At 48.8% G+C, this 15,655-nt stretch carries 12 protein-coding genes and 2 pseudogenes; 2 read left to right on the top strand and 12 right to left on the bottom strand.

Annotation, left to right across the window (positions count from 1 at the left end; genetic code table 11):
• Positions 1 to 307: 307 nt before the first annotated feature.
• The 4 genes from PLD_RS16035 to PLD_RS16020 form a co-directional block, all read right to left on the bottom strand.
• A complete protein-coding gene (locus tag PLD_RS16035; protein ID WP_159894344.1) occupies positions 308 to 1,573 on the bottom strand; it encodes a hypothetical protein in 1,266 nt (421 codons plus the stop codon).
• Complete coding sequence (locus tag PLD_RS16030) at positions 1,563 to 3,560, bottom strand: hypothetical protein (RefSeq protein WP_159894342.1); 1,998 nt, start codon at positions 3,558 to 3,560, stop codon at positions 1,563 to 1,565. The genes PLD_RS16035 and PLD_RS16030 overlap by 11 nt, the downstream gene beginning before the upstream one ends.
• 800 nt (positions 3,561 to 4,360) lie before the next feature.
• Positions 4,361 to 4,726, bottom strand: coding sequence for a hypothetical protein (locus PLD_RS16025; RefSeq protein ID WP_159894340.1), 366 nt, complete (start codon positions 4,724 to 4,726; stop codon positions 4,361 to 4,363).
• On the bottom strand, positions 4,705 to 5,046 hold the full coding sequence (locus tag PLD_RS16020; RefSeq protein ID WP_159894338.1) for a hypothetical protein: 342 nt from the start codon (positions 5,044 to 5,046) through the stop codon (positions 4,705 to 4,707). The genes PLD_RS16025 and PLD_RS16020 overlap by 22 nt, the downstream gene beginning before the upstream one ends.
• A gap of 170 nt (positions 5,047 to 5,216) precedes the next feature.
• Here PLD_RS16020 and PLD_RS16015 point away from each other — a divergent pair, with 170 nt between their 5' ends.
• Positions 5,217 to 5,483 carry a helix-turn-helix domain-containing protein gene (locus tag PLD_RS16015; protein WP_159894336.1) on the top strand — a complete coding sequence of 89 codons (267 nt, stop codon included), beginning with the start codon at positions 5,217 to 5,219 and terminating at the stop codon, positions 5,481 to 5,483.
• A 13-nt stretch (positions 5,484 to 5,496) separates the two neighbouring features.
• On the opposite strand, the gene PLD_RS16010 is transcribed toward PLD_RS16015, so the two are convergent.
• Genes PLD_RS16010 through PLD_RS15995 form a run of 4 tightly spaced genes read right to left on the bottom strand, consistent with a single transcriptional unit; the run spans position 5,497 to position 10,489 of the window.
• Complete coding sequence (locus PLD_RS16010; protein ID WP_159894334.1) at positions 5,497 to 5,901, bottom strand: hypothetical protein; 405 nt, start codon at positions 5,899 to 5,901, stop codon at positions 5,497 to 5,499.
• On the bottom strand, positions 5,894 to 7,738 hold the full coding sequence (locus PLD_RS16005) for a hypothetical protein (RefSeq protein ID WP_159894332.1): 1,845 nt from the start codon (positions 7,736 to 7,738) through the stop codon (positions 5,894 to 5,896). Before PLD_RS16005 ends, PLD_RS16010 begins: the two co-directional genes overlap by 8 nt.
• Positions 7,735 to 9,354 carry a tyrosine-type recombinase/integrase gene (locus PLD_RS16000; RefSeq protein ID WP_159894330.1) on the bottom strand — a complete coding sequence of 540 codons (1,620 nt, stop codon included), beginning with the start codon at positions 9,352 to 9,354 and terminating at the stop codon, positions 7,735 to 7,737. The genes PLD_RS16005 and PLD_RS16000 overlap by 4 nt, the downstream gene beginning before the upstream one ends.
• Complete coding sequence (locus PLD_RS15995; RefSeq protein ID WP_159894328.1) at positions 9,347 to 10,489, bottom strand: tyrosine-type recombinase/integrase; 1,143 nt, start codon at positions 10,487 to 10,489, stop codon at positions 9,347 to 9,349. The genes PLD_RS16000 and PLD_RS15995 overlap by 8 nt, the downstream gene beginning before the upstream one ends.
• A gap of 45 nt (positions 10,490 to 10,534) precedes the next feature.
• On the opposite strand from PLD_RS15995, the pseudogene PLD_RS15990 reads away from it, so the two are divergent.
• Positions 10,535 to 11,122, top strand: a pseudogene (locus PLD_RS15990) (ATP-binding protein); the annotation flags it as partial.
• A gap of 4 nt (positions 11,123 to 11,126) precedes the next feature.
• On the opposite strand, the gene PLD_RS15985 reads toward PLD_RS15990, so the two are convergent.
• The 4 genes and pseudogenes from PLD_RS15985 to PLD_RS31175 form a co-directional block, all read right to left on the bottom strand.
• Positions 11,127 to 12,341 carry an aldose 1-epimerase family protein gene (locus tag PLD_RS15985; RefSeq protein WP_159894326.1) on the bottom strand — a complete coding sequence of 405 codons (1,215 nt, stop codon included), beginning with the start codon at positions 12,339 to 12,341 and terminating at the stop codon, positions 11,127 to 11,129.
• Positions 12,342 to 12,526: 185 nt separating this feature from the next.
• On the bottom strand, positions 12,527 to 13,495 hold the full coding sequence (locus PLD_RS15980) for a Ca2+-dependent phosphoinositide-specific phospholipase C (protein ID WP_159894324.1): 969 nt from the start codon (positions 13,493 to 13,495) through the stop codon (positions 12,527 to 12,529).
• 127 nt (positions 13,496 to 13,622) lie between these two features.
• On the bottom strand, positions 13,623 to 14,345 hold the full coding sequence (locus PLD_RS31180) for a methyl-accepting chemotaxis protein (protein ID WP_371929087.1): 723 nt from the start codon (positions 14,343 to 14,345) through the stop codon (positions 13,623 to 13,625).
• A 132-nt stretch (positions 14,346 to 14,477) separates the two neighbouring features.
• Positions 14,478 to 15,599, bottom strand: a pseudogene (locus PLD_RS31175) (Cache 3/Cache 2 fusion domain-containing protein); the annotation flags it as partial.
• Positions 15,600 to 15,655 lie beyond the last annotated feature (56 nt).

Here is a 15,655-nt window from a genome sequence, read left to right as displayed (position 1 = left end):
GATGAAAGGCATGCGCAAAATGCGGGCTACGGGGATTGCGTTCCCACGTGTGTTGGAGGCGCTGAGCCGCTAGCTACGAGGGTGAAGCCGCCTTAGGCTGAGCCACACCGCTGTTTTTTGTACAATGACTTGCTCGCGATTTCCTAGCCAAAAATCTTACCAAACCGACCTATTGACTAACGCAATCTGAAAATCGGGGGAGACAGTCAGCCAAAATCCAGAACCCTACCGACCATGCTATAGGTAACGATCCGACAAGATGAGCACTACTTAGCTTAAACAGCGTCCACACCACAATTTAATCACTTCAAACAGCTGTATATTGATAAAGACCATTGATGTTAAGCTCGCGTAATATTGCATCATACGCCAGCGCTTTATTGTCAGCTAAAATAGTCCCTTTAATGTCCCGGTAAATTCTTTTCCATAAGAAATGTTTTTGGTTTCCTCGCCTTTCTAAATTGAGTAATTGTCGTATAACTGATCGGGAAAACTCATGAAGAAGACCCTCGCTGACTTTTACGTCGCCATGTGTATAGTGAAACTTGTTTCGGAGCTTCAGGTAAAAATCACACATTTGGTAGTGAGAGTCACCCAGCACATTAAACTCTTTTCCAACCGCTTTAAATACCGTCCCGAATCCAAATACACGCGCGGTACCAAGCTTATAAATATCTTTTTCAAGCACGCCTTTTTTTAGTTCATCTGAAATTTCAGCGCCATAAAGAAACATTGCACCACAAGAATAACATTCATAGGACCTAAACAAATGCATAAACGCTTTGTTATAAAGCTTTCGCTGCAAGGACAGCTCATAGCCAAGAAAATGAAAAACAGACATTACCTTGTATACACAAGGAAATCCATTCTGCATCGCTGCACCAGTAGCAGTTGTAGAGAGCTCTGTTGAGTTAGTAGGGCATACATTAATTAGCGAATTAAAATAACTAATCACCCTTTGGACATCAGGCTGGATTACGGAAAAGCCGCCGACCACCGATGATAGATAATCATTAAAAGCTTTCAGTTCTCGCAGCTGCAAACCGTCTAAATCTGAATCGCCACATCTGCTTCGCAACATAGAGTCTGATAAGAAGCTGTATCCGTTCAATAGCCTGATAACTAACGAATTAAATTCGTTATATTCAGCGCATACTGACTGGACCTTGCTTTTCACGATAGGATGAAGGTACTCAACTTGAGTCGAGCAACTGATGTGGTTTTCAGAATCAAGCCCAAAACTGTCAACTTTAAGCTGGCTTATTTTTTCAATATCACCATCTTTTAAGCACAATCTGTAAAAGCATTGTTCTATCTCAGCATCTATCTCTGGAAAGGTGCTCGCCAAAAAGTTCTCAGCAGTGGCTAATAGCACACCGCTAGGAATGAGCACAGATACGGGACGAACTCCAACACTCTGATTTACATAATTGGAAGCATCTGCCAACAGCACCGCGGAGCTAGCGATAATTAAAAAGCGCTGATGCTCTAGAACCGCGGCGGCTAGCATTTCCCTTTGACTTTGATCAAACGTATTCCCATCTAATACGCTAAAATAGATCTTAGAGCTCATCTTCTAGCTCTTCACCGTCAGAGTAAATAAAGTCTCGCGAGTTTAACGTCCTTGCCAAATCGTTAAATGAATCTGTGAGGTCTTCATTAATAAGATCCGCTACCAAAGTATCAAAAGTTGTCTTGGAAGAATCACCACCATGTTTTTTCATTTCGCTAGATTTCCCGAGCTCCGCTACATATAGCCGATCTCGCTCCACCGCAGCAATACTAAAGTTGGTCTTATAAGACTTTTCGAATACTTTTCTTTTGTCTTCCCGCATTTGATTAATAAAACTACCAACCTCTGCTTTAGCTAGATCAGACAGCACTTCTTTTTCTTTATCATCGCAAATCGTGTGCTCGCCATTAGAAAGTAACAATCTGACTATCTGTCGCTTAGCAGATCTTGTGACCTTTATTCTCGAGCCGCTATATATAGTATCCTGAAGATAGAGATGGCGTTCATCAAATAGATCTGAATTAGAAGCAAATGAGTGTTCAACAAACTTCTTCACATAGTGCGAAGCTCTTTGAACTGGAATATTATGAGCAATGAATTTAGAGCATAGGATGGACCAGGCCTCAATCATTGCTTTTTGAAAGATAACTTTCCTGGCAAACCCTGGAATTTCCTCTCCTATTATGTTTGTCAGGTCAGTTCGCACGTCGCTATGCATAGAATACGCCCCCTTCCCTAGCAGCCCATTAAGAAGGAAGTGGTCTTTAACCGCCAAAAATATTCTATGCTCACCGGTTCTATCCCGCTTTATTATTTCCTCTTTTTGCGTAAAGTAATCACCGAACTTTTCGTAATAGCTTTCGAAATAAGAAACTCCAAAAAACAAATCCATCAATGCGGGCGTAATATTTTGGTTAACCAATGTAACTAATTGTTCACGGTGGCGAGACAAGAAATCTCTCCAAGGGAAATACTCAGGTGAGCTCAATTGCTCTTCGTACTCGTCCGTTCCAAAGTCGAAATCAGCTGCTCGCTTATCAAGACCGAGTATTGCAGCTAGCAACTTCACCCCACCTTTAGTTTTGAAACATTCTTCAAAGGAGCTATTAATTACGCCAATACTGGTAAGCGTGTGCTCTCTAGATATTTCAAGCGATTCTTTGTGTTTTTTTGTATTCCACTCCACCAGACCAAGGCCTTCAATACCTTTAGTATCGAGTACTTTCTTACAAAATTCTCTGCAGATAATAGACCCTAACGTCTGCTCAGAAAGCAATGTTAGAAAGTGCCCGCTTACCCTTTCGACTGTGGAGTTAACATCCACAAATAAGTTTCTAAGCACATCCGGAACTTTTGGCTGGTCTTCATTATGTTTACCGATTGAATTCGGTGGGTACACTATACATATAGGGATCGTAAGGCCTTCAATTAAATGCCTGTGTTCTACTCTTAAAAAATTTAATGCGAAAAGGCGATGCTGTCCATCGATTACAACTAGCTTAGCACCCTTAACATTATCACGGGTTACATTTACCTCAATCTTCGCGCTGTCGATACTTATTGATACGTTATGATCGTCATCTCCACACGAGAATACTCTAGCCTCTTCCTGCTCTACTTTGTAGTTTGTTACTCTTTGTATGCCAGGCCACTCCCTAACATAAATTGGCCCCATATTATCTGAAGTATCTTCAAATTTTGAATCAGGATAATAGTCCTCTAAACGATTATTCTGGTCTACGCCTACAACCGCAACCAAAAGAGGAGGAAGGAATACTATCTCCTTTTGAGCCTCGCCCTCTTTGGCTGCCAGATATTGACTGATCTCCGCACGAGCCCTATCTTCATCAATGTCACGTTGAATCAGGTAGTCGAAATTCAAGTCCGTATTAACGTCTTTTGCGTAAGACAAGAAAGTGAGGTCATCTACTTTGAACGAGGTCATGAAATATTCAATGGGAACAGAACCATTGGTTTTAAATACGCCAAACGCTCCTTCTTTTTTAAATTCATACCTGTGTGGTGCTGCTGCTGGTCTTCTAGACATAAAATTTCCTTTTCTTAAGCTTTCTAAAAGAGAGCTATTAAATGAGTAGACGCAGGCCGACCCTTCGAGTGGGGCGATCCTGAAAAACTTGGCTAGATCTTACCTGCTTCATTGATGGCTTGGCACCTGCAAACCCAGCTTTCTAATTTTGCTCGTAGGTCCCAGCTGCGCGTCCCTGAGTGGGGCGGCGTTCCAGCGGCATTGCGATGATTCACCGAGTTTGCTCCTTGAGAGACAAGTTCTCATAAAGCACTGGCTGCCATGGCGTAAATTTTTGAGTTTGACTATGGGATTAGGGTTCGTGATTCGCTTTATCTATTCCACAGGACGGGTCTTAGCCAGCGCCTTAGCAACAGCTGTGCCCTTAGGTCGCAGGCTGGCACCTAGACAGGAGAGTTAATGCAGCGCATGACGGGGAGTGAGCGCCCCCAGTCCAAGTGGCAACGAGACACCCAATCAGCACTGACTCGAGCCCAGGGGGCGCAGCAGCAAGCAGTACCTGCAGAAATTTTAGAATCATCCCAGGCATCACGTTCGTCGTTTAGAAAGCCTTAGCGGGTTTGGCGTATCAGCAGTGATGCGCCATTACGAAGCGCTCCGGGCTTACGTTCGAATGGGTGGATTCTAATCTTGCTAGTCAATCCTGACCCATCCTTACGAGGAAAGCGCCTGTGGCTGGCTAGAAAAGTGCCATCGGTAATGAAAAAATTACGAATTTTTATAATAGGCCGCTGACCACTAGTCGAGGCTCGCGCGCACCTTAACTGCCGTCTAGCACGTGCTTAGCAGGCATCATTTTCTTAGCTTCCCAAACCCTTAGCGACCAGAAAATTTTTGGCAATTGGCTCTAACTCCGAAATACCGTGTTGAAACTCTGATAAGGCATACTGATAGGCTGACACGTGTGAGCCTGGTAGAGAGCCTTCAAGGTCAATAGACCGCGTTAACAACCGCTCCCATCGAACGAGCATCATCTTTTTAGGACATTGCTGCTTTCGCTCACAATCAATCAAAAAAGTCAGAAGTGAAATTAGATGATTATGAACATCCTCAATGCTTTCTAAGAGTTGCAGACATTCTTTATGACCCATTTGCTTTGATTCCGCTCCCAGTATTAGCACAACACCTCCGAATTCGGAAATAGTTAAAACCTTAGCTTCGGGCATGCCCATACGTCTGGCTTAATTAACGCAGGGCCTACCCAGCAGCGAGCCCAAAATTCAAACTCTTCGGCGGTATGAATGACGTAGCAGCGGACACCTTTGTTATTATAAAACTCAATGTAATCGTGTGCAATAACTGCTCTTGGCACTCTAACCTCACCGTCCCTTCCCCATGAACTACCCTTGCTGTATATCAAAACCTCACCGTCTATGCATTCTGTTAATAAAAAATAACCTTTACCTAAGTCTGGCACTCTATTCAAACAAATATTTTTTAGCTCTTCGCTGGCCCCAGTCTCAATTTCATTTCCAAACTTTTTCATCTTTTGACCCGATAAAATATCTGACTAGTAACCATTCGAGCAGGCTCAAAATCGCCGCATGTAGTTTTCACACGTAAAAATTTCACAGCCACCGTACAAATATACTCTATAGAGCATAGCGTTTTCTAGCTCGAGCGGGCTTCATTTTCCACCTTTTACAGAGGTGAAAAATGACGCTTGATGAGGCAATTGGTCTTGCAATCAGGCAAAGCCGGGCTCAAAAAGGTCTATCTCAAGAATCTATAGGAGCAAGCCAGAGCTTCGTAAGTGATGTAGAGCGCGGTAAAAAGTCAATCACAATGAATCGACTTGGAGAGTTTGCAAATTGTTTAGATGTCCAGCCCGCTACTTTAATTATCAGGGCTGCATTACTGGCAACTCCTCACTTAAGTATGGACGAACTTTTCGAACAAATTCGATTTGAGATTTCCAGCTAATTCTTACTAGACTTTACTTCACTCTCCGCAGAGTATTTTTTTCCAGCTTGGCAATTTTGCTTTCCAAATAAGATACACGAGCACTATTGCTTTTCTGGATCTGATCGATGGCTTCCTCTAGTTCTGAGATTTCAATGAGTTGGTTGGAGCAGATATTTGACAAATAGAGTACAAGATCTTTACTTTTAGATAGCTGGTGTTTAATCAGATCTATCTTTCTTAAATCGTTGGCGCTGCTAACTGTAACGATGGATTCTTGCTGGGAACGTAATAACGCCAGCACATCTGGGTAATATTTATAAATAGTTGACCGACTAACGCCAGCCGTAGTTGCAAGAGCAGTTACTGTTATCGCGTCTCCATTTGCTTCCCTCATCTTTACGACCAATTCTTTTAAATACAACCGCATATCACTCATTGTTTTCCACCTGAAGTTTAGATATCACTGCTGTAGCAGCAGAAAGTCTTTCGTTTAGCAAAAGTTTTGTTTGGATAGGTAGCTGACTTTGGCTCAAAATTCTTTTGCAGTCAGACTCGAATTCTAACCACCACAGCAAATTTGTTGGAGTGGCTAAGAAATTGCTACACTTAGAACATACTTCAGGAGTTCTTTTTATTACATTCGGCTTTGTTTTACTCCCTTCACAAGCGCTTGTGTCTTGCATGTATAGACAGACGCCCCACTGGCAAGGAAGCATCACTGTACCGCTCGACATCAGGAGTTTTATATCTCGAGACTTTCGTAGTTCTCCAAGAAACGTTTCAACTCGTCCGTTATTATTCGTCGAATAAAAATTACCTGCTGATGAGTCCAATAGAGTGGCGGCCACTTGAGCCATTTCATTACCTAGCTCCTCTGCAAGCATTCTCCGAAACTCTGAATCGGGCCTTGCATAGCTAATATCAACACTATCCGCCGATAGATGAGAATACTGCTGTGCTAAATCCCCTAAGGCTGAACGGTCCCTTTTGGCAACAAATCGAGCAAGATGCTTGCGCCCCATGTGCGAATGGAGTCGTCCTCCCCATTCTGTATTAGCTTCAAGGTTTATGAATCTGGCAAAATTGTTAATTCTGATATTAATTTGAGAAGAGCTTAATACACTGAAACTTTTTTTCGGAAAAAATGGCCATAACGAATTTCCGGCAGGGGTTAACCAAAGATTATCAATACCACTTTTTTCCCGGGCCGGCTTAGACAACGACAACAGTATATCGAAAGCCTCTACGGCAGCAGGTGAAAGTATCCATGGAAAATCGCTATGACCCGTGCCCTCACTTCGCTTATTTTCTGCAGAGAAACGAATTTTTGAGCGAGGGGCGTGGTAATAAAAATGCTCGACGCCGTTATCATGGAGCCTCGGCATTACGCTTCCAGTGCTCGCGCGTCTGATTTCACTCACTCGCTGACCGCAAGTATAGGTAATCGTAATGAAGCAAGCTGTTGACAGGTGCCTAATTAGCTTTCCTATTAAAATAGGGTCATGGCTCCACATTTCACAGCTTTCTATATTTTCGTAGGTCGTTGCAAAGTCCTCAGCGCATAAATTTGATTCTATATATGCGGAAATCTGTTCTGACTTATCTAGACCATCTGCGATCCCGCTATGCACAAGGGATATATATTTCTGATAAAATGCGAGGATTTGCGCAGAGTTCTTTCTCATAAAATCGATCGATTCTTTAAGTAAGAAAATACATACCGGCTCCGGAGGTGCTTCCCAGTATCCAGGCTCGCGAAGTGAGGCAGAGATCCTTGCAATGTCTCTTCTTGAAATGGGCTGACCGATAAATGAGTCATTTAGAAAACCCTTCAATCGATAAAACTGGTTGATTGTTGTCGTCCACCATTCTAAAGTTTGCTTAGTTACTCCTCTTCCTTTCTTCGCGTCAGCGCCTACAATTTTGACGACAGACGCTGTGGTTGCCAGATGCGCTCTTTCGAATCCGTTAGATTGTATTAGCGAAAATAGTCTTCGCAAATAAATCACTTTCGGTTTAATTGTGCTAGGGGAGTAGCGCCCAATTACTCCGAGTAGCATTCCAGTAGCAAACCGCTTTAGAAGATCTATATAGTAGGCACTGAGCGGGGTTTCTTCGCTTCCTTTCTGCCACTCTATTTTTATTTGCTTATCCGAAATTTCAAAGTCAGTCGACGTCAAAACCCAAGTATCATCAGTATAGATAATCCCTAATGAGACCAACGGATCGATAAACTCTTGTTTTTCTTCTCTATACGCATTTAAGATTTTCATGTCATAACCGGCAAATCGGGAATAGTTTCTTTTAACTTAACCGCATTTTTGTATGTTGAAGCAGGAACTCTACAAATTATTTCACTTTTAATTATGTTAAGAATTGGGCGGTATACTTTATCAAATCGCTCTCGCGCCTCATGGTCAAACATCGAAGCACTACCTAATTTTTCTAAATGCTCTTGAGCTCGGATTATTCTCGCTATCGAAACAGCATCATCTATGGGCACTACAGCGTTTTTGCAGGTTGCACATGATAGAAACTCTAAACATGGTTCTCCTTTTTTTGACCCTATCGCTGTACCCGTAAGAGGTGCAGAGCAGTCAAAGCCTATAACTGTTTTAAAATTTTCATTATTAGTTTTTTCAGCTAATTCAAGCATCTGGCCTTGAAAACCCGCTAGCTTTTCGTACCTGTACTCGGCCGCAGTTCTGCTTCTCAAATAGGGATGTGTCGTGACTTCCTTTCGATGCTGCAGTAGCTTAGAGACTTCCTGAACTGATCCAGTCTTGTTATATACAAGCTCAGCGACGGCACGTCGTATGTCAGCAAATGTAAAGTGACTTAGCTGATGCTCCTCTCGGAATGTTTTTAGGCAGTTATGAAGACTTTGGGTATTAAGGCGTTTTGCTTTGTGACCAGCCCTAGTGATAAATAAAAGCTCTCTATCTGCCGCAGAAGCTAAATGCCGTATAGGAGCAGTCATACCGACTACCAACTGGATTAAATTTGGAACCGAGTAGTTACCTTCTCGTATAAGGCTTATTTTTTGTGTCTTAGAAGCTCTATGTTTATCCCATACCAGCAGTGCCGAATTCGGATCTAAGGGATTCTGAGTTATACACTCGAGGTTTATCTCCATTAGTGATAGCGGATTCGCGGCAGTCTGAACCATTATTAACAAATAGATTGGAAGAACACTAGACATCGTGAGTTCTTTGCAGGCTGTTAGTTTCCTCAGGCCGCATCCACCTAAAGTTGCATAGCCGCTACATACCATTTGTTTTTGGGTCCAAATTTCTCTACTTTCTAACTCAATTAGTTTTTTCAGGTTCTTTAAATCGCGCTCTGAAAATCCGGTAGCTTTAGCTGGCGATTCATCTATTAACAGCTTTCTTATCAAGAATTTTTGCTTAACTTTTAAAATTTCTTTCTTACAAGCAGACGAAATCTTTTTAAGATCTTCGATACTGACTGGATTATCCCTGATGCAATCAGCTTCCCTGGTGAAACTTTTAAAGCTCAACCCTTGGTCAAACCAAGCAGGCTGTGAACTTTCATCGGCTATACGACTTACTAGGCGTCGCACAATATTATAATGTGTCCCATTAGTTTTCTTCAGGCGTCCATTATTTTTTAGATACTCTGCAAAGCCGCTTACAACATCTATCTGCCTGACTGATTCAGAAAACCCTATAAGGCACAGGTAGTTTACAAATTTTTTTACTGACCGCCAGGCTTGATCTCTGCTCCGACTATTGTAATGTCCCGTAACATCGTAAAAGGCTTCCATTATATCGCTGGCGATTTGGGGGCCTAGAGTCTCAGTACGCAATCGATAAACAACTTCAACTCTTCTGTTTTCGTCGTAAAAAACCTTCTCAATATTAGGCATTCGTGCCTCCCAACCTACGAGAGTTCCCCTCGAGTATATTCAATATATCTATATCGTAGACGTTGAGGCTTTCCAGATACATTACGGTAGTATTTACACTTGAATGCCCTAGTAGCCCCTGTATGATTTTTATGTGATCCACTCCACTTTCTTTTGCGTAGGCTCTTAGCGACTTCTCCATAAAAGTCGCGAAAGTGGTCCTGGTCTGATGGGGATTTGATTTTATACCAAGACTATTGCAGCCTCTTTTATATGCGGCGTAGTAGCAATCATAGCTTAACGTAGCGCCGTTTTGATTAATAAAAAGCTTATCTTCTGTGGCGCTTTTCCCTGCCTTGCGACGAAGTTCTAGAAGCCTTCTTTCTACTGCAATATATCTTCTGGTCTCGCTAATTACATATTCAGTGAGATAAACTTTTAGCCACTTCCCACCCTTTGCCAACACTTCGATAAATCCGCCAGAATTTGCATCGGCCAGAGAACTAAAGTCCTTCTTTGATATAGAGAGCAAGCTACTTACTCTAAGCCCGGTTGAAACTGCCCAAATGAATACAATACGATGTGTACCCTTAAGCTTTGCGCTCAATTTCTTGCAAGACTCAACCGAAAGTGCAATAGGCCGAGAATACTTTCCTCTTAAAGATAATCGCGCCCTGGCTAACTCTGATGAGTTCATAGCTTTCAAGGAGCGTAAGCTATCGTTTTCAGGCTTAGAGTTTAAGTAAAACTTTAAAAACTCAACTACTACAGTGGTTCTTAAATTAATCGTTGCCGGCTTGAGACTTTTTTCAATCTCACCAGACGAAGCTTTCATAGAGTTTCGATATGCGATCACAGAGCGAACGCTAGATTCTTTCCACTCCAACCTTTTTAAGCTGCAATATTCAAACCAATGATAAAGGCACTCACTATATGTTTTGATAGTCTTAAAAGAGGACATGCCCTTTGATTGCATATGTTTTTCATATAAATAACTATGAGCCTCTCGAATTAATAACCCATCCTTAGTAAGCAGTATCGGTATGCAAGCATTGTGCTTATTGATGTAAGTACATAGGTGGTCTTGGTTTTGGCAAGGGAATTTAATACCGATCCCTAAGGGCATGGCAACCTTCTTGACTGGGATCAACGCCATCGAATATTCCTCCCGTATGGGTCTACACTGTAGCCCATTAGTCTAATACCTGAGTTCGACCGCAAGGTGTTGGAGGTCCTGCGCGAGCCCATGGAGTCCGGGATGATTGTCATCGCGCGCGCGCGCGACCGGGTGCAGTTCCCGGCGCGCTTTCAACTGGTGGCCGCCATGAACCCTTGCCCCTGCGGCTACCTGGGCGAACCCAGCGGACGCTGCCGCTGCACCCCGGAGCAGATCCAGCGCTACCGCAACAAACTGTCCGGCCCGCTGCTGGACCGCATCGACCTGCACTTGACCGTGGCCCGAGAGGCCACGTCCCTGAACCCCGAGCCACAGCCCGGGGGTGGCAGCGTTAACGCTGCCGCCCAAGTGGCTCGGGCCCGCGAGCTGCAGTTGCAGCGCCAGGGTTGCGCCAATGCCTTTCTCGACCTGCCCGGTCTGCGGCGCCATTGCGGCCTGTCCAGCACCGATGAGCATTGGCTGGAGACCGCCTGCGAACGCCTGAGCCTGTCGCTACGCGCCGCCCACCGCCTGCTCAAGGTGGCCCGGACCCTGGCCGACCTGGAACACCAAAACGCCATCTGCCGCGAGCATCTGGCGGAGGCGCTGCACTATCGACCCAGCACCGGCTGAAGGCTCACTCCTGGGCCAGGTCCACCAGCGGCGTCGCTCGCACTTCAGTCTCGCGCCCGGCCTGAATCTGGCTAACCCGACTCAAAGCCTGATCCACAGCTGCCTTGTCCGCCAATACGCTATAGCGGATCTGAAACAGCCGCTGCTCCTTGGCTCCGATGGTGGGCACCAGGTTCAGCGGGCGCTGATAACGGCGGTTGTAAGAAAAACTGGTGCCCGGCTCCAGCCCGGTCACGTAGCCCTGACCCTGGGTGTCGGTGTTTTTCCATAGCGAGAACACCGGCAGTTGCTGGGTGTTGAAGCCCAACGAGACACCGAGACTGCCCGCCTTGTTGTGCAACACCGCCAGGGTCTGGCCCGTGGCGTCGGCATACGGCACGACGTTGTATACGGCCTCGTCATAGTCGCGAGTCGGGCCGCGGTAGGTTTGCCAGTCGGCCAGATCGCCCTTGGCCTTGTCGTTGAACGGTGAGACCTGCTTCACCGGCGCAGCGAACTTCGCTCCTTGCTCCAGAAACGGCGTGCTGAAGTTGCTGTGGTACAGCGCTTGGTATTCCTTCGGGTAATCGCCATTGTTGGTCAGACGATCATTGAGCGTAAAACTGCTGCTGCCAGGCTCGGTCACCAGTTCGGTGCCGACGCTGAAATCCACTTTTTTGAATGCCTGCTCCTTGAGCTCGCCGCGCAGGCGAATGGCGTACGGCGGCTTCTCGTCAATGTGCAAGGTGACCTTGCTGGCCGGGGTGTTCGCCGCGCGGCCGTGCAAGGTCAGAAGTTCGCCATTGTCTATCCCCGGATGCCCGACCCACTCATAACCGCACCGGGTTACCAACTCATTGAAGCCTTCCAGCCAACCCAGCCCACCGCGGCCACTGAGCTCGATAAAGGCTGGATTGACCACCTCCTTGACCGGGGAATCCCAGCCCAGGCGCACCTCGCCCACCGAGGCCTGCAACACATTCATGCCCCGGGTCGGCACCACCGAGAGCTTCATCAGACCGTTGTCGATGTCGATGATGCTCACCCCTTCCTGACGACCACCGTGTAACGTGCGCAGGGTCACGGAAAACGGTCGCTCAGTCTTAATCCCTAATTGTTCGCTGGTGAGGTGCAGGCCTTGGACGGCCTTGTCGGTGTCGAGCAGTACATAGTCCCAGGCCAGAGCGTGGGATGCGGTGGTCAACGCACCGAGGGCGACAAGCAGTTTGAGCGAGGTCATGGAGGGGATGCCTTTCTTGGAGTTGTGTCGTTTTTATAGCGCTGAAGAATCGTTTCAGCAAGCAACGAAGCCGTAAAAACCACACCCGTCCGCAAACCATCGCTTACCGGCTCAACCCCGCAATCCTCGGTGCACAGCCGCCAGCACCGTCGACGCGCCTCCCGCTGAGCGGGCTGCTTTAAGCCTCAGAACGGCCGGATGCGGTAGCCGCCAGCGCTCTGCGCGGCGAACCTGTAGTACGCCGACAGATTGATCTTCTGGTTGATGTGCTGGGCGAACGACACCTCGTCATCACCCCAGACGCGGCCGATATGGCTGTAGGCAAAGGCCTGCTTTGCCCAACTTTTGTCGCCCTTGCCCATGTTGTTCATGGCTACATAGCCGGATGACTGGCTGGACATGCCGCTGACCTTGCCACTGATATCGTTCTGGCCGTTGGTTACTGGCGAAATGAACACCTTAGCCTTAGAGGTGCGGGCCTCGGCGTACTGCGAGAGCTTCTGGTTTTCCGAGTGGTTGAGCACCAACAGCACCTTGCCCTGCAGATCGTTGGCGGTGGGCCAGGACTTACCCTTGAGGTTGCCCTGCAAGGCCCCCGCGCCACTGCCAATGTGCGTCGCCAGATCCTGGGGGGTAAAGAGCTTGCCCTGGAACACCCGCGCCACCAGTTCGTCGAAATCCTTTGGTGTGCGCCCCGAACTTTCTTTCGACCAGCCCTGTTTCTTGTCCAGGATCAGCGTGATGGGGAAGTGCCCCGGATGCTTGTCACTCCAGTTCTTGACGTCGTTCAGACAGGCTTCGAGGTCGTTCTTGCCGGTGCCATCGCCGGTGCAGTTATTGTCGTTGCCGGATTGGAACAAGGTGCCGGGGTTGTGCCGCACGAACCAGTGATGGGGCGAACCGCCGCTCACCGCATCGCGCTGGTCCCAGAAGTCCAGCTCCAGGGTCCGTACACTGTCAAGCACACTGCTGAAGGTGTTCGCGTATTGCTTCTCGTAGCAGTTATGACAAGCCACCTGGGCAATGCCATTGAACGGGGTGTTCCACGACGCAGGATCGATGAATGCCGGGCTTTCCTGGCTGAATGCCGTCTGGCTGAGCAACAGCGCCGAAAAAGCCAGCAACCGAGGGGCGAAACCAATGAGATGAGTCATGCGAGCTCCTGCTAAAGGACAGTCCTTGAAGGGCAAAACATTGCTCATCTGTTTTAGTCGACTCACACCTCATTGCAACTTTCGCCCCATCGCCCGAACAGCGGCCAAGGAGCGAAGCCGCCCCCCCTCAACGGAAGCGATCGACTTCCTGACGCAGGTCCGCCGCCAGCGCTTCCAGCTCTCGGGCCGTGACGGCCAGATTGGAGACCACTTCCCGCTGTTCGCTGTTGGCCTGGGCAATGCTCTGCAAGTTACTGCTCAACACCGTGGCGGTGCTGCTCTGCTCCTGAGTCGCGGTGGAGATCGCCGCGAACTGCTCGCCAGCGCTGCGGCTCTGCTCGTCGATCAAGGCCAGGGCCGAGGCCACATTGGCATTGCGCGACAGCCCCTCTTGCATCAAGCGGTTGCCCTGCTCCATGGTCTCGATGGCGTGGCCGGTTTCCTGCTGGATACTGCTGATCATCTGGGAAATTTCATCAGTGGCTTGGCGGGTGCGCGACGCCAAGTTGCGCACTTCATCGGCCACCACGGCGAAACCGCGCCCCTGCTCGCCAGCACGGGCGGCCTCGATGGCGGCATTGAGGGCCAGCAAATTGGTTTGATCGGCGATTGCGGTGATCACCCCGACAATCCCGCCGATCTCCTGGGAGCGCTGGCCCAAGGTGTTGATCACCGTGGCCGTGCTGTTGAGTGCCCCGGCAATCTGCTCCAGGGACGATGACGCCTGCTCCATGGACTCGCGGCCAATGTGGGTCTGCTGGGCGTTTTCCTGAGCCAGGCGCTGGGTACTGCCCATGTTGTCGGCGATGTTCAGCGAGGTGGCGCTGAACTCTTCCACGGCCCCGGCCATGCTGGTGATCTCGCCGGACTGCTGTTCCATGCCCTCATAAGCGCCGTTGGACAGCCCCGAGAGCACCTGAGCCCGACCGTTGACCTCGGCGGCGGAGCGGCGAATGTGCTCGACCATGGTCGACAAGGCTTCGCCCATCTGGTTGAAACTACCGGCCAGTTGGCCGATTTCGTCATGGCTGGATACATTCAGCCGCGCACTCAGGTCACCAGCGCCCAGAGCCTGAGCCTGTTGCACCAGATCACTCAGCGGCGCCAGCTTGTTGCGCAACAGCCAGACCGTGGCGCCCACCGCCAGCAGCATCGCCAGCAGGCTACCAATGACCAGGCGAATACCCACGCTCCAGGTCACCGCGCGGATCTCAGCCTTGGGCATGCTCGCCACCACCGACCAGGGACCATCGCTAAACGCCACCGCCAGGCTGTAGAAGTCTTCGTTCCTATCACTCCAGAAACGCCCTTTGCCAGGCTCCCTGGTCGCCGTCGCCATGACCTTCGCCGCTTGCTCCAGGTTCTGCACGCCCGCAGGCGGCACCAGCCAGTGGTTCTGCTCATCGAGCAAGGCCAGGGAGCCGCTTTGACCAATGCGGAAACGCTTGAGGTTATCGAACTGGGCCGCTTGCGCGTCGGTGTAGTCGAAGCCGACAAACAGCACCGCTATGACCTTGCCGGCGCTATCGAGCACCGGGGTGTACTGGGTCATGTAAGAGCGCCCGAACAACATGGCGCGACCGACATACCCTTGCCCCGCCATGAGTTTCTGGTAGGCCGGATGGCCATGGTCGAGCAAGGTGCCGATGGCCCGGTTGCCGTCCTGTTTACTCAAGGAGGTGCTGACTCGGACCAAGTCATCGCCACTGCGTACGAACACCGTCGCCACCCCGGCGGTCATCTGCTTGAATTCGTCCACTTCCGCGAAGTTGTTGTTCAGCACCACGTCCCCCAAGTGCAGCCCGGGAGTCTGCACACCGGCCACGGTCACCGGCTGCTCGGGGTGCAGGCTCAGGCCACTGCTGAAGCGGTTTTCGAACAACCCGCTCAGGCGCAGGGTGCTGTCGCGCAGGCTACCGTGGAAGGTGTTGAGCTGGTCCGCCAGCAGGCGGGCTTCGCTGGCCAGGTGCTCTTCTCGGGTGGCGAGGTTCGCAGCGTCCAGTGAGCGCAGGGCAAACAGGGTACTGCCGCTGATGACCAGGGCGAGTATCAAGGCAAGGGCAAGCCCTAGCTGAGAGGCTATCCGGGCACGGGGTTGGGACATGATGGCTCCTGGCCGAGAAGGCGGATCGTCCTGATCAGTTGGCACACTCGGCAACA

It is taken from the genome of Pseudomonas sp. LD120, assembly GCF_009861525.1.
Lineage (GTDB): Bacteria > Pseudomonadota > Gammaproteobacteria > Pseudomonadales > Pseudomonadaceae > Aquipseudomonas.
This window is presented reverse-complemented; position numbering and strand designations above follow the sequence as displayed.